This window comes from Rothia mucilaginosa, assembly GCF_049990865.1.
In the GTDB taxonomy this organism is placed as follows: domain Bacteria; phylum Actinomycetota; class Actinomycetes; order Actinomycetales; family Micrococcaceae; genus Rothia; species Rothia mucilaginosa_I.
In genome coordinates, this window is sequence record NZ_CP188231.1 from 1,263,030 (window position 1) to 1,276,774 (window position 13,745).

The window sequence follows — 13,745 nt, forward strand, 5'->3', positions numbered from 1 at the left end:
CATGCCGTGTTTCTAAAGAACTTACCCCCACTAGGCTACACGTTCTATCTCCGCGCTGTCATGATTATCGCGCCTCAGACCCAACATTTTTGCATTTTATGCATACAGAAGCCCCGCAAGCGCATACACTCACGGGGCTTTTCTCTACGTTCTATCCGCGTTCTAGCGTCGGCCCACGAACCAGTCCGACAGCTTATCGATACGCGCCTGAATCTGCTCTGCAGAAGCTTGCGCGACCGCCGGGCCGCCACAAATCTTACGCAGCTCATTATGAATCACGCCGTGCGGCTGACCCGAACGAATCGACCATGCCGCCACATTCTTCGCCAGCTTATTACGCAGCGCCTTCAACTGGCGGTGATCCACCACCGAAGGTGCCGCAGTCGCCGGGCGGCGTGCCGCGTGTTCACGCTGATGCGCTCGCAGTAGCGTACCGACCTGTTCGGCATCCAGCAGACCCGGAATACCCAGGAAGTCCTGCTCCTCCTCGCTACCCACGGCAAGGTTGCCGGAGGCGAACTCGGCGCCGTCGAACAGCACACCGTGGAAGGACGCCTCGGAGCCGAGCGCCTCGAACTTGCCGCGCGCCAGCTGTTCGGAGGCGCGTTCCTCGCGGTTTGCTTCTTCGAGCAGGTGGTCGTCCAGGCCCTCAACCATGGGGTCGATTTCCTGGGGTGCGCCGCGGTCGAGGGCGTGGTCACGTTCCACTTCCATGTCGTTGGCGAGCATCATCAGCTGCGGCACGGACGGCAGGAACACGGAGGCGGTTTCGCCGCGCTTGCGGGCACGCACGAAACGGCCGATCGCCTGCGCGAAGAATAGCGGGGTGCTGGTGCTGGTGGCGTACACACCCACGGCGAGGCGGGGCACGTCCACACCTTCGGACACCATGCGCACGGCGACCATCCAGCGCTGCATGCCTTCACGGAATTCGTCGATTTTTGCCGAGGCTTCACGATCGTCAGAGAGGATCACGGCGGGGTATTCGCCGGTAATTTTTTGAAGCTGCTCGGCGTAGGCTTTAGCATCCGCGTGGTCGGTGGCGATGACGAGCGCACCGGCGTCGGGTACGGTGCGGCGCACCTCGGTCAGGCGCTTGTCAGCCGCCGCGAGCACGGTCGGGATCCATTCGCCGTTGGGGTCGAGGGCGGTTCGCCACGCCTGGGAGGTGATGTCCTTGGTGAAGCCTTCACCGAGGTTTGCCGCCATTTCCTCACCGGCAGAGGTGCGCCAACGCATCTGTCCCGAGTACGCCATGAAGATGACCGGGCGCACCACGTGGTCCTTCAGCGCGGGGCCGTAACCGTAGGAGTAATCTGCCTTGGAGCGGCGGATACCGTCGTTGTCCACCTCGTAGGTGACGAACGGAATCGGGGAGGTATCCGAGCGGAACGGGGTACCGGTCAGCGCCACGCGGCGGGTTGCATCGTCGAACGCTTCACGCAGACCGTCACCCCAGGACAGCGAATCGCCAGCGTGGTGAATCTCGTCAAAAATCACGAGGGTCTTCGTTGCCTCGGTGTTGCGGGCGTGCAGCTGCGGCTTATTCGCCACCTGCGCGTAGGTCAGCGCCACACCCTTGTAGTGGCGGCTGATGGTCACATCCGCGTTCTTGAAGTTCGGGTCAATGGGAATACCAACCTTCGCGGCGGCGTCTGCCCACTGCTTTTTCAGGTGGTCGGTCGGCGCCACAACAATGAGCTGGCGGACCGTGCCGCGGTTGAATAGTTCCTTGGCGAGGGTCAGCGCGAACGTGGTTTTACCCGCGCCGGGGGTTGCGACTGCCATGAAGTCGCGGGGGTTGGTTTCGAAGTACTTCTGCATGGCTTCTGCCTGCCAGGCGCGCAGGCTGACGGAGGTGCCCCAGGGGGCGCGGTCGGGGTATGCCGGGGAGAGCTTCGGCTTCACCATACTGTCGAATAGTGTGGGTTCCTCTGCGGGTGCGCTCATTCTCTCCTTCTTCCTCGTCTGCCTCTGCTGGTTCCTTCCGCCGATTCAGCGTAGGCGCTTCTGCCTCGTTTGGAGGTGGTGAGCGTCTGGCGTTCCTAGTGCTCTGGCGGTCCGGGCACAGCGAGGTTAAATTCTAGCACCACATCCGCGGGTTGGGCCGGGCTGTGGTGCAAGAATTTGGTGCTAGTCAGCAACGTCTCATGGGCGGTGTTGGGCCGTTGAGTCTGACTGCTGCGTGTTATTCAGATGTAGTTATTTCAGTCGTATTGTCTGAGGTGTCTTGCCTGGCGCGTATTATTCGCCGGAGCCGTTGTCGCCGTCGTTACCGGGTGCGAGGCCTTCGTAGATTTCCTTGCACTGGGGGCAGACGGGGAACTTCTGCGGGTCACGGCCGGGTACCCACATTTTGCCGCAGAGGGCGCGCACGGGTTCACCGGTCAGCGCCGATTCGAGGATCTTTTCCTTGCGTACGTAGTGGGAGAAGCGCTCGTGGTCGCCGGGCTCAGAAAGCTGAGTTTCTTCGCGTTCGAGCAGAGCGGTGCCGCCTGCGGTTCCGGGGCCAAAGGGGTCTTCGATGCCTTCGATCGAGCTCATGTTTCTCCTTGATGATGAGGTGGGATACATAGGGTGAGGGGTGCCGCTGCACGGTTGGGTGCTCGGCGCCTTCTCTATTTTAGTAGCTGTTGCGTGGTGCTGAGCCCGCGGGCGGTCAATAAGGAGGCAGACCACAGTTCAACCATAGGCTCTTAGGTGTTGCGGTGAGTTTCCTTCCGCTAGAATTTCGGGCGGCACAGAAGCATAGAAAAGGGGTTCCGTGCCAGGCTTAGTACCTAACACGGAACCCTTCTCGTTTATTCCTGATGCGCTGGAGCTTCGACTCTCGTTAGTTCGTTTGGAAGCGTGCCACGCGCTCCAGCATCTTGGAGCTGACCTGGTCGTAGCGGTGACCGCCCCACGCCACGCCACCCACGAGCAGTGCGGCACCAATCAGGAGCTGAATCAAGCCACCGAAGACGAGGGTTAGTAGATCTTGGGTCACGAAAATGTACACAACAACCGAGATACCGCCGGGTAGCGCGCTGAGCATCACCAGAATTACGGTGAGCATCAGCAGCAACTGATTAGCGAAGCCCTCATTGTTCTTCGGGTTCTTGAACGGGTTAGCACCCGGAGGCGCCACGGGCGGGCTAATGAAGGTGTCCATCACGCTGCCCATACCGGACGCTGCGGCGAGCACGCCCAGCTGGTGCATCAGCACGATGGGGAAAAGCTCCAGGTGTCCATTTGCCGCTGAGGCGACGAACACCATCACCACCACGATCGGAACCATCAGGATGCTGTAACCCCAGAGACGGCCGAGACGATCGTCAATACCGCGTAGCGGGGAGAGCACGTGCAGGCTGAATGCGGTGTTGTCGTATGAGACGAGGTAGCACATGTAGTAGCCGGTGAAGACGGTGCAGAAGTACATCCAGAATCCGAAGAGCTGCATAACGCCGCTATTGATAATCTGGTTAGCTTCAGCCGCGTTGATGCCGTTAAAACTGGCCCGACTTTCGAAGGAGCCTACCGAGCTCAGGAACAGGGGCATAGCCACCGTCAGTATCAGGTAAAGCATGGCGGTGCTTACGGTCAGCAGCTGCAGACGGTTGTCTTTCAGAAATGAGTGCAGGGTTCGTGCCGCCACGGCGCCACGCGGAGTTGCGGGGAACCGTGCAAACAGGCCCAAATCACCTGCGGCAACTTCGGCAGCGCTGGCGTGGTGCGCGCTACCGCCCACATTCGCCATGGAACGTGCCAGGTTCTTACCCCACAGCCACCATCCACCAACCAGGTAGACGAGGGTCAGAACCAGGCAACCAAGGGCGGCGCCCATATTGCCGGTCGCCACAAAGTAGGGCACCGCAAACGCGGACCCGAAGGGCGTCACGCTGAGCCACGGCAGGTAGGGCAACACCTCTTCCCAGTGCTTGGTCAGGTAGGTTATCGTTCCACCGAAGATAAAGCCGGCGCTCATCATCAGTAGCATGGCAACGATCATCAGGGTGTTGGCGATGCGCGGGTTATCGTTCAGCGCCATGCCCAGGCGGTTGGCGAGGCGCGCCCACACCATGAGGTTCGCAAGGCCGAGCACGCAGCAGATGAGGTACACGACCAGCGCGAGCGGTTGCGATATAAACGCGATAGCGCCCAGCAGCACGGCAATGATGCTCGCGATGCCGGGGATACCCACGAACCCGCCGAGGAACTGGCCCTTCTGCAGGGTGGAGGGTTTGATGGGGAAGAGCACGAATCGGCTCTCATCCAGGGTGCCGTCCAGACCGCTGAAGAAGATAGGGACGATAGCCCAGGCGAGCGCAATAACCGCGCCTACCAGGAGGGTTCCGAGCTGGCCGTATTCGGGTACCTTCGAGTTAGCGATAACGTATGCGGAGCCGAGGCCGAAGAGCATACCGCCCGCATAAAGCGCCGCAAAAATCAGGCCGATGAGCGCCCAGATGCTTCGGCGGAAGGAAGCGAGCACATACTGCCACTTTAGTGAGACGAGGTGCCCAACCATGACAATCCTTCCGAGGAGGTGCGGCCACCGACCAGCTGCACAAATCGTTCTTCAAGGCTCACGCCGGCGCGTACTTCGTCGACGGTTCCGGCGGCGAGAATACGGCCGGAGTCCATGACGGCTACGTGGTCACACAGGCGCTGCACGAGGTCCATCACGTGCGAGGAGATAATGACAGTTCCGCCGGAGGCTACGAAGCCACGCAGAATGTCCTGAATATTGGCGGCAGAAACCGGGTCGACCGCCTCGAAGGGCTCATCCAGGATCAGTACGGAGGGCGCGTGAACGAGGGCGGCGGCGAGCGCAATCTTCTTGGTCATACCGGCGGAGTAGTCGGCAACGGCACGGCCTGCAGCGTCGGTCAGGTCCATTGCGGCGAGCAGGTCCTTGACGCGGGAGGCAACGGTTTCTTTATCGATTCCGTGCAGGTAGCCGGAGTAGGTGATGAGCTGCTCACCGGTGAGCTTGTCGAAGAGGTGCACGCCGTCGGGCAGCACACCCAGGTGTGCTTTGGCTTTGAGCGGGTCGGCCCACATGTCGATGCCTCGCACGTATGCGGTGCCTTCGTTGGGCTTGAGCATGCCGGTGACCATGGAGATGGTGGTGGTTTTACCGGCGCCGTTGCGGCCGACCAGCCCGTAGAACGATCCGGAGGGGATGTCGAGATTGATGCGGTCGACGGCGACCTTCTGACCGAATGCCTTGGTGAGGCCGCGGATTTCGATGGCGGGGCGAGCGCCAGCCGCAGGTGCGGTCTGCGGGGTGACGGGTAGCTGCGGTGCTACCGACGCGGGAACGACAGCTTCCGGAGCTGCAGGCTCGCGGTTTGCGGCTTCTGGGGTTACAGCCTGGGGTGTTGCCGCGGCGGGTACTGCCTCTATTGCGGTCTCTTGTACCGGGTTCTGCGGTGAACCTGGTTCTTGCGGGTTCGGGTCCTGGGGAAAGTGACTAGTGTTCATATTTTCACCCTACCACCCCCCCATGAGGTCTAGCAGGTTTGGTGATGAAACCTGCATTATTAAGTACTCACAACGCATAATATGGACATTCCCGGGTGCTATGCGTAGCGTCCTGGCGCGCTATCAGACAGGTTAGGGTTTCTGCTCTCCCCCACCTCAAAACCACAAACACAGAACGGGCTACCGCCTACCCCACAGCCCGAGTGCGTGGGTAGACGATAGCCCGTCGGTATTCAAAACTCCAGATTCAAAGTTCCAGATTCAAAGTTTCAGCCGGTTAGACCGGCTCATGACGCTTCCCTAAAGACAGCGTCTTTTAGAACAGCGCCATGGTCAGTGCCGCACGCGCCTTGACGGTGCGCGGGTCAGATGCACCCACCACGTCGAAGAGCTGCACGAGGCGCTCGCGCACGCGCGCCTTATCGTCGGGGCCTACCGCGCTGAACAGGCGCAGCAGACGGTTGTACGCGTCCTCCACGTGGCCGCCCACCAGATCCAGGTCGGCTACATTGAATGCGGCGTCAATGTTCATGGGGTCTGCCGCGGCCGCCGCGCGTTCGGATGCCATGTCCAGGTCCTTCACGCGGGCGAGCAGTTCAACCTGTTCCAGGCCGAGCTTCGCTTCCTTATCGCCGGGGTTCTCGGTGATTGCCTTGCGGTATGCGGCGCGGGCGCCCTCCAGGTCGCCGCGGTCGAGGGCGGCGACGGCTTCTGCGTGCAGGGGCGGCAGGGGCTTTTCATCTTCGGGAACGACCGGGTCGAAGCCGCCGGGCAACTGGTACTGTGCCGCGAGCTGCAGAACCTGGGAGAGCACATCGCCGAGGTCTTCTGCGCTGACCGGGCCGGTGTAAATCGGTGCCGGGCGGCCCGCCAGAACGGCAACGCCCGCGGGCACGCCGCTCACGCCGAATGCCTGGGCAGCTTCGGGGAGCTTAGTGACATCCACGGCGGCGCAAATCATACTACCCGCGGCAGAGTCGACGAGCTTCTGCACGCCTTCGAGCATCTGCAGGGAGGAAGGCGAGTGCGGTGCGTAGAGCGCAAAAATCACGGCACCCTGGCTGGAGAGCTGCACGAACTTCTGGAACTCTTCGGGGGTGTTGACCTCGTAGCGCCAGGTGGGAGCGGAGGGGGTCTGCTCGCCACCCTGTGCACCAGCAGACTGTGCCGCTGCGTTCTGTACCGCGTTGGGGTTCAGTTCCATAGCGTTGCGTACGGAGGCGGGAATCTCCTGCGCCGCACCGTTCTGTGCTGCACCACCCTGGGCAACGTTACCCTGTGCCGCGTTCTGGGATGCGCCGCGGTCTGCCGGATCAAAAATAATGCTCATCCTGGGATCCTTTACGTTCTGTACCTATTGTTGCGTGCGGGCTAGATCCTTCACGCGTTCCTTCCTCTATTATCCCCACAATGCGCCGTTGCGAGCGCGCGTTCCCTGCCGCCTACGCTCTGAGCTCATGCCGGGGCTAGCGCGTAGGCTAATCCTTGAACAGCGCGCAGATACCTCTCCCACTTGCGCTCCCCTATCTCTAGCGTTCACCGATGACGCCGTAACAAAGTAAACCAGCCGGTAGAATGGCACAGTAGAGAAAAATACCCGGAAATGTTCCGGAAAGGAAGAGCATGAGCGAGAAGAAAGCCTCAGCAGCTCCCGAAGAGACGACATCGTCCCCCGAGACGCGTAAGAAGGAATCCCTCACCGACCAGCTGACGGAGACCTTCAGCGAGATAACCGAGAGCATTAGCCAGGTGCGTTCTAACCGCCGCCGTGCTTCCATGCCTCCTACGGATACCATTCCGGTGGTTCCCGCCGCTTCTGAGGATGCGCCTCCCGCACCGAAGGTGGTCGGCAACGGCAAGACCTCGATGATGCATAACCCGGTCGCTTTTGGTTTCCTCATGACCGTGGGCGTGGGTCTGGCGCTCTTCGCCTACTACATTTTCAATAATGTGGGTGCCCTGGTGGGTTGGGTGACCGGCGCTATTTTCATTGCTCTGGGTCTGGATCCGATTGTGCGCCGCCTGGAGTCTTGGGGCATTAAGCGCGGTATCGGCGTGATTGCTGTGCTTGCTGGTTTTGCTGGCGCTGTGACCGGCCTGGTCATGACGATTGGCCCGGTCATTAGCGAGCAGGCGTCTAAGTTTATCCAGTACGCGCCGGGTATTTATCAGAACACGATTGATTCTGATTGGTATCACGAGCTTGATCAGCGTTTTAACATCAGCACCTGGGTGAATGAGAACGTCCCGAAGTTCTTGGAATCAACGTTCTCTTCGTCGCAGGTCAATAGCTTCATGTCGAGCCTGGTTTCTGCGGGTTCTACCCTGGCGCAGAGCGTGACCGGCGTGATTATTGTGCTGTTCCTGTCCCTGTACTTCCTCACGTCGATGGACACGATTAAGGCGTGGGGTGTGCGTTTGGCGCCGGCGTCTAAGCGTGTGCGCGTCAAGTACATTACCGACAAGATTACTGAGTCGGTGGGTAACTATGTGATGGGCCAGGCGATGGTAGCCATTCTGAACGCCCTCTTCGCATTCTTCATAATGTTGTTCTTGGGCTTTAGCTTCCCGCAGTTGATGGCTTTGGTCGTTATGATTCTGGCGTTCATTCCGCTGGTTGGTGGCGTGATTGCGCTGATTTTGACCTCGCTGATTCTGCTGACTCAGGACTGGAGTCTGGCGCTGTGGTTTTCGGTGGCGTACTTCCTGTACTTGCAGGTGGAGGCGTACCTGATTTCTCCGCGTATTATGGCTCGCGCTGTCTCGGTTCCTGCCGGTGTTGCGATTATTTCGGTGGCTGCCGGTGGCGCGCTCTGGGGCGTGCTGGGCGCGCTGATCGCTATTCCGGTGGCGGCTTCCATGCTGATTTTGGTGCGTGAGGTGTTCATTCCTCGCCAAGACCAGCTGTAGTCACTTCCCAGTTGTGACCTCTAGGTTCTCTACGCGTTCACTGCTCTTCCACTGAGCAGGCATTTAAGACAAAAGGCGGCGGCTTTGGATGTTCTATCCAAAGCCGCCGCCTTGATGCTTTTACACAGAGCCTTTAGAGCTCAGTGATTTCTTCTGCCACCGGACCGTTGTACTCGGTGGGCAGTTCGGTGGGTGCACCGGTGACGATGCTGACCACGGTGTTCAGAACCTGCTGCACGGACTTCTCGCCCACCCACAGGTGCTTGCATCCCTCAAAGGGAATCACCTGAGTGCGCGGTACAGCCGCGAAACGCTCACGCGCCGCCGGAGGCTGCAGGTAGTCGTCATGCTCGGGCACCAGCGCGTACAGCGGGTTCGAGATCTTGTTCCACTCATCCAGCTCAGCCGGGTGCACGCGGTGCAGCGGCGGGGAGAGCAGAATAGCGCCGGTGAACTCGTTCGCGTATTCGGGCGCATACTTGAGCACCAGCTCGGTGCCGAAGGACCAGCCGACCAACCAGGGGTTCGGCAGGGCGCGCTCGCGTACGAATTTCAGGATTGCGTCGAAGTCCTTCTTCTCGGCAAAGCCGCCGTCAAAGACGCCTTCGCTGGTGCCGCGAATCGAGGAGGTACCGCGAGTGTTGAAACGCAGCACCGCAATGTTCGACAGCGCCGGCAGGCGGAAGGACGCCTTCTTGTACACGTGCGAGTCCATGTAGCCGCCGTGGGTGGGCAGCGGGTGGAAGGTCACCAGGGTTGCCTTGATGTCGCCTTCGGGCAGGGCGAGTTCACCGACGAGGCGCTTGCCGTCCGCGGTGGTGACGGTGAAGTTCTCGCGGCGTGCAGGCAGGACGGTACGTGCCTTAATGGGGGTGGGTTCAGCGGCGGTGCTGAAGACGTAGCGGGCGGGATCGAATTCCTGCTCGCGGGTGATATCGGCGGTGTTGCTCATTGCGTTCCTTCAAGAAATGGATTCGAGAATGTGGTCTTGGTCGAGAATGTAGTCTGGTCGAGAATGTAGTCTTGGGCTGCACCTTATGTGCAGTGTTCAGCCTATTTGCGGCGGATGCGCCAGCAGTGCTGATGCCAGTGCCTGCGCTCATCAATAGCGCGGCTACGGCCCATCGTGTGGCTTTCTTGCCACACCACCAGATGCGCTGTTCTGGGCGGAATCGATCGGTAGCATTCGGGGCAGGTGTAGGTTTTTTGGGCGTTGACGGCGGGAATGTATTGCACCAGCCAGTCGCCGTATCTGTCACGTTCCAATCGGGGCGCAGGGTCGAGGATCCTGCTGATATCACGCCCTGCGGGTGCTTGACGGTGCCACTTATCGCTGGTGGTGCCGGATACTCGCCTGCCGGGATGATTCTTACGTGCCATGAGCCCTATTCTACCGCGCCGCTCAGCTATCTCTACCTACCAGCCCTGCCACTGTTCGCTCTGCGCTCTTCCTCGCGCTGTACTCTTCTTTGCCCCGTGCTCTTCTTTGTCCTGCGCTCTTCCTCTCTCTGAGGCGGCACTCCCCCGCTCTGTACCGCGCCCCCCCTACTGTGCCCCGTACCGCGACCTGTACCAAGCTCGGGTTCCCTAGCTCATACCCTCACCTGCTAGAGCCAAACACTCGTACCTGCTAGAGTAGACGGATGCGTATTGTCATTGCTGAATGCTCCGTAGATTATGAGGGCCGCCTCCGCGCCCACCTGCCCCGCGCTACCCGCCTGCTGATGGTTAAGAATGACGGCTCCGTCCTCATTCACTCCGACGGCGGTTCCTACAAGCCTCTGAACTGGATGAGCCCTCCCTGCTCCCTGCTGGTGGCTGAGCGTGAGGACGTTCCGCAGAGCATCCGTGAGGACCTGGAGTCTGATGTTCAGCAACTGTGGACCGTTCAGGCGGCTAAGAGCGATGACCGCCTCATGATTCGTATCTACAAGATTGAGCACGAGTACACCACCGACCTGGGTGTTGACCCCGGCCTCATTAAGGACGGTGTGGAGGCTGATTTGCAGCGTCTGCTGGCTGAGCAGATCCACACTCTCGGTGAGGGCTATTCGCTTGTGCGCCGCGAGTACCCGACCGCTATCGGTCCGGTAGACATCATGGCGAAGGATGCGCACGGCGTCTCCGTGGCGGTGGAGCTCAAGCGTGTGGGCGATATTGACGGTGTGGAGCAGCTGACCCGTTACCTGGAGCTGCTCAACCGTGACCCGCTGCTGGCTCCGGTGCGCGGAGTGTTTGCGGCGCAGACGATTAAGCCGCAGGCTCGTACCCTGGCTGAGGACCGCGGTATCCGCTGCGTGAGCCTGGATTACGACGCGATGCGCGGCGTGGACGACTCGGCTGATCGCCTGTTCTAGCTGACCGTCTGTTCTAAGCGGCTCTAGCTAGGCGGCTACACATAGCTTGAGGGACGCCTCCCGATACATGGGAGGCGTCCCCTTTTCTGTGCGCATCATCTTTCTATGCGCGCTGTCGTTCTGCATGTGCTCTTCCTGCGCGCTCTCTTTCTGCGCGCGCTCTTTCTACGCACGTAGCCTACCCAGATACACCAATCGCCGGTGCCCCTCCCCTTTCGGGACGGAACACCGGCGAGGTGTACACAGTGGTCAATTCCCTTTACAGGGAACCGGCTTTAGATCTCTGCGTGCTTTGCAGCGATGGTCACGTGATCGTTCGAGACGGTCAAGAAACCTGCGTTGAGGATGGTCTTAATGGGCTCACCCTCAACAGGTTCAATGAGCAGCTCGCCGTCCTGTGCCAGCAGCGTGCAGGTGGGGATCATGCCCGGCAGGATGCCGAGGTCACCGCTGACGGAGCGTGCACGAACGTAGTTCGCTTCGCCAGTCCACACGACGCGTTCGCGGGAAACAACTTCAACTTTCAGAGCCATGATTACTTAGCTCCAGTCTGTGCCTTGATTTCCTCGTAGCGGCGCATAACGTCGTCCATACCACCAATGTTGTAGAACGCCTGCTCGGGGATGTGGTCGACATCGCCGTTGCAAATCATCTGGAAGGACTCGATGGTGTCCTTCAGCGGAACGGTCGAACCCTCGACACCGGTGAACTGCTTTGCAGTGTAGGTGTTCTGGGAGAGGAACTGCTCGATACGACGTGCACGTGCCACGACGATCTTCTGCTCCTCGGAGAGCTCGTCCACACCCAGAATCGCGATGATGTCCTGCAGTTCCTTGTTTTCCTGCAGAATAGCCTTCACGCGAATTGCGGTGTCGTAGTGCTCCTGACCGATGTACTGTGCGTCCAGAATTCGGGAGGTGGAGGACAGCGGGTCAATTGCCGGGTACAGACCGCGCGACGCGATTTCACGAGAGAGCTCGGTGGTCGCATCCAGGTGCGCGAAGGTGGTTGCCGGCGCCGGGTCAGTGTAGTCATCCGCAGGCACGTAAATTGCCTGCATGGAGGTGATGGAGTGACCGCGGGTGGAGGTAATACGCTCCTGCAGCAGACCCATTTCGTCCGCCAGGTTCGGCTGGTAACCCACTGCGGAGGGCATGCGGCCCAGCAGGGTGGACACCTCAGAACCTGCCTGAGTGAAACGGAAGATGTTGTCGATGAACAGCAGCACGTCCTGGTTCTGAACATCGCGGAAGTACTCCGCCATGGTCAGACCGGTCAGTGCCACGCGCAGACGGGTTCCCGGGGGCTCATCCATCTGGCCGAACACAAGAGCGGTGTCCTTCAGAACGCCTGCTTCTTCCATTTCGACCCACAGGTCATTACCCTCACGGGTACGCTCGCCAACACCGGTGAACACGGAGGTACCACCGAAGTTACGAGCCACACGGGTAATCATTTCCTGGATCAGCACGGTCTTACCCACGCCTGCACCACCGAACAGACCGATCTTACCGCCCTTGATGTAGGGGGTCAGAAGGTCGATGGACTTAATACCGGTCTCCAGCATTTCGGTGGAGCCTTCCAGCTCTGCAAAGCCGGGAGCGGCACGGTGGATCGGCCAGTAGGTGTCAGCCTTGATCTCGGAGTTCGGCACGTCGAGTGCGTCACCGAGAACGTTGAAGATGTGGCCCTTCACGCCGTCACCAACGGGGACGGAGATCGGTGCGCCGGTGTCGACTACAGCCTGACCGCGGACCAGGCCGTCAGTCTGCTGCAGGGAGATAGCGCGAACGATCGAGTCGCCCAGGTGCTGTGCGGTCTCGAAGGTGATGGTGCGGGTGCGACCGTCGAGGGTCAGCTCGGTGGTCAGAGCGTTGTAAATCTCGGGGACCTGACCGGCGGGGAACTCGACGTCGACCACGGGGCCGATGACGCGGGCAATACGACCCGTTGCGCCCTGAGTCGGTGCGGAGACCGATTCGTTGTAGGTGGCAGTCATATTTCTCACTTACTTAGAAAGTTTGGACAGTTGATGGCTTCGTTGGCGTACCAATACTAGGAGCCGAGGGCGTCTGCGCCGCCCACGATTTCGGAGAGCTCCTGAGTAATTTCCGCCTGACGTGCGTTGTTCATCAAACGGGTGTACTTGGTAATCAGCGTCTCAGCGTTGTCACCTGCGGTCTTCATTGCGCGCTGGCGGGATGCCAGCTCACTTGCTGCTGCCTGCAGGAGGCAGGAGAAGATACGGGATGCAACGTAGCGCGGCAGCAGCTCGTTGAGCACTTCCTCAGCGGAGGGCTCGAACTCGAAGGATGCCGCCTGCTCGTACTCAGCCTTGGTCAGTTCCTGGTCGGGAACGATTTCCTCGCCCATAGCCTTTGCGTCACCCACGTGGATGGGCAGCAGGCGCAGGATCTTGGGTTCCTGAACAACCATCGACTTGAACTCGGTGTACACGATGTGCAGTTCGTCCACGCCGCCCTCTTCGAAGGGCAGGTCGTAGGCTTCGAGCAGCGCGTCACGAATTTCGACGGCGGTTTCAACGCGAGGTGCATCGGTGTGGCCTTCCCACGCACGGGCGTAGGGGCGCTCACGGAACTCGAAGTAAGCCTTTGCCTTACGGCCAACCAGGTACAGCTGTACCTCCTGGCCGTTAGAGCGCAGCCTCTCAATCAGAGATTCGGTACGACGCAGGATAGCGGAGGAGTACGAACCTGCCAGGCCGCGGTCGCTGGTGACAACCAGGATTGCGGAGCGGCGGTGTTCGTAGGTTCCGAACTCGTGCGGCTTGTGAATCAGCGGGTGCTTGATGCCATGCTGAGTCGCAACCGCAGTCACCACGCGGGTCAGAGCGTTCGCGTAGGGGCCGGCTGCCTGAGCAGCGTTACGAGCCTTGTTAATGCGGGAGGTCGCGATCATCTCCATCGCCTTGAAGATCTTCTTCATAGACGACGTCGAAGCAATCTTCTGTCGGTAAACCCTAATCTGGGCTCCCATAGAGCTTCCTTT

Annotated in this window: 12 protein-coding genes; 2 read left to right on the forward strand and 10 right to left on the reverse strand. The window is 60.1% G+C overall.

What is annotated here, in order from left to right:
* Window positions 1-162: 162 nt before the first annotated feature.
* The 5 genes from ACP3RB_RS04935 to ACP3RB_RS04955 form a co-directional block, all read right to left on the reverse strand.
* A complete protein-coding gene (locus ACP3RB_RS04935) occupies window positions 163-1,950 on the reverse strand; it encodes a DEAD/DEAH box helicase (RefSeq protein WP_294627078.1) in 1,788 nt (595 codons plus the stop codon).
* A 294-nt stretch (window positions 1,951-2,244) separates the two neighbouring features.
* Window positions 2,245-2,544, reverse strand: coding sequence for a DUF3039 domain-containing protein (locus ACP3RB_RS04940; protein WP_005506434.1), 300 nt, complete (start codon window positions 2,542-2,544; stop codon window positions 2,245-2,247).
* A 289-nt stretch (window positions 2,545-2,833) separates the two neighbouring features.
* Window positions 2,834-4,510, reverse strand: coding sequence for a transporter (locus tag ACP3RB_RS04945; RefSeq protein WP_426698684.1), 1,677 nt, complete (start codon window positions 4,508-4,510; stop codon window positions 2,834-2,836).
* Window positions 4,486-5,469 carry an ATP-binding cassette domain-containing protein gene (locus tag ACP3RB_RS04950; RefSeq protein WP_426698685.1) on the reverse strand — a complete coding sequence of 328 codons (984 nt, stop codon included), beginning with the start codon at window positions 5,467-5,469 and terminating at the stop codon, window positions 4,486-4,488. The genes ACP3RB_RS04945 and ACP3RB_RS04950 overlap by 25 nt, the downstream gene beginning before the upstream one ends.
* A gap of 316 nt (window positions 5,470-5,785) precedes the next feature.
* Window positions 5,786-6,799, reverse strand: a complete 1,014-nt coding sequence (locus ACP3RB_RS04955; protein WP_315428834.1) for a co-chaperone YbbN — start codon at window positions 6,797-6,799, stop codon at window positions 5,786-5,788.
* Window positions 6,800-7,092: 293 nt separating this feature from the next.
* On the opposite strand from ACP3RB_RS04955, the gene ACP3RB_RS04960 reads away from it, so the two are divergent.
* The gene (locus ACP3RB_RS04960) at window positions 7,093-8,379 is read left to right on the forward strand and encodes an AI-2E family transporter (protein ID WP_426698686.1); all 1,287 of its coding nucleotides are present in this window, start codon (window positions 7,093-7,095) and stop codon (window positions 8,377-8,379) included.
* A 133-nt stretch (window positions 8,380-8,512) separates the two neighbouring features.
* Here the strand turns inward: ACP3RB_RS04960 and ACP3RB_RS04965 are convergent, their stop codons facing one another.
* The gene (locus ACP3RB_RS04965; RefSeq protein ID WP_426698687.1) at window positions 8,513-9,331 is read right to left on the reverse strand and encodes an alpha/beta hydrolase; all 819 of its coding nucleotides are present in this window, start codon (window positions 9,329-9,331) and stop codon (window positions 8,513-8,515) included.
* 101 nt (window positions 9,332-9,432) lie between these two features.
* Complete coding sequence (locus ACP3RB_RS04970) at window positions 9,433-9,759, reverse strand: ATP/GTP-binding protein (RefSeq protein ID WP_426698688.1); 327 nt, start codon at window positions 9,757-9,759, stop codon at window positions 9,433-9,435.
* Window positions 9,760-10,022: 263 nt separating this feature from the next.
* Here ACP3RB_RS04970 and nucS point away from each other — a divergent pair, with 263 nt between their 5' ends.
* The gene (nucS, locus tag ACP3RB_RS04975; RefSeq protein ID WP_219101655.1) at window positions 10,023-10,736 is read left to right on the forward strand and encodes an endonuclease NucS; all 714 of its coding nucleotides are present in this window, start codon (window positions 10,023-10,025) and stop codon (window positions 10,734-10,736) included.
* Between the two features lie 275 nt (window positions 10,737-11,011).
* Here nucS and ACP3RB_RS04980 read toward each other — a convergent pair whose 3' ends face one another.
* The 3 genes from ACP3RB_RS04980 to ACP3RB_RS04990 are packed head-to-tail and all read right to left on the reverse strand — an operon-like array spanning window position 11,012 to window position 13,733.
* Complete coding sequence (locus ACP3RB_RS04980) at window positions 11,012-11,269, reverse strand: F0F1 ATP synthase subunit epsilon (protein WP_294643026.1); 258 nt, start codon at window positions 11,267-11,269, stop codon at window positions 11,012-11,014.
* Between the two features lie 2 nt (window positions 11,270-11,271).
* Window positions 11,272-12,735: a F0F1 ATP synthase subunit beta gene (atpD, locus tag ACP3RB_RS04985; RefSeq protein WP_005507810.1), complete on the reverse strand. Its 1,464-nt coding sequence runs from the start codon at window positions 12,733-12,735 to the stop codon at window positions 11,272-11,274.
* Window positions 12,736-12,791: 56 nt separating this feature from the next.
* A complete protein-coding gene (locus tag ACP3RB_RS04990; protein ID WP_005506457.1) occupies window positions 12,792-13,733 on the reverse strand; it encodes a F0F1 ATP synthase subunit gamma in 942 nt (313 codons plus the stop codon).
* Window positions 13,734-13,745 lie beyond the last annotated feature (12 nt).

Bases quoted from the DNA above. Each gene is read 5' to 3' on its own strand.
- ACP3RB_RS04970 (WP_426698688.1), bottom strand. From the start codon at position 9,759: ATGGCACGTAAGAATCATCCCGGCAGGCGAGTATCCGGCACCACCAGC.
- ACP3RB_RS04955 (WP_315428834.1), bottom strand. From the start codon at position 6,799: ATGAGCATTATTTTTGATCCGGCAGACCGCGGCGCATCCCAGAACGCG.
- ACP3RB_RS04990 (WP_005506457.1), bottom strand. From the start codon at position 13,733: ATGGGAGCCCAGATTAGGGTTTACCGACAGAAGATTGCTTCGACGTCG.
- ACP3RB_RS04935 (WP_294627078.1), bottom strand. From the start codon at position 1,950: ATGAGCGCACCCGCAGAGGAACCCACACTATTCGACAGTATGGTGAAG.
- nucS (WP_219101655.1), top strand. From the start codon at position 10,023: ATGCGTATTGTCATTGCTGAATGCTCCGTAGATTATGAGGGCCGCCTC.
- ACP3RB_RS04965 (WP_426698687.1), bottom strand. From the start codon at position 9,331: ATGAGCAACACCGCCGATATCACCCGCGAGCAGGAATTCGATCCCGCC.
- ACP3RB_RS04980 (WP_294643026.1), bottom strand. From the start codon at position 11,269: ATGGCTCTGAAAGTTGAAGTTGTTTCCCGCGAACGCGTCGTGTGGACT.
- ACP3RB_RS04950 (WP_426698685.1), bottom strand. From the start codon at position 5,469: ATGAACACTAGTCACTTTCCCCAGGACCCGAACCCGCAAGAACCAGGT.
- atpD (WP_005507810.1), bottom strand. From the start codon at position 12,735: ATGACTGCCACCTACAACGAATCGGTCTCCGCACCGACTCAGGGCGCA.
- ACP3RB_RS04960 (WP_426698686.1), top strand. From the start codon at position 7,093: ATGAGCGAGAAGAAAGCCTCAGCAGCTCCCGAAGAGACGACATCGTCC.
- ACP3RB_RS04945 (WP_426698684.1), bottom strand. From the start codon at position 4,510: ATGGTTGGGCACCTCGTCTCACTAAAGTGGCAGTATGTGCTCGCTTCC.
- ACP3RB_RS04940 (WP_005506434.1), bottom strand. From the start codon at position 2,544: ATGAGCTCGATCGAAGGCATCGAAGACCCCTTTGGCCCCGGAACCGCA.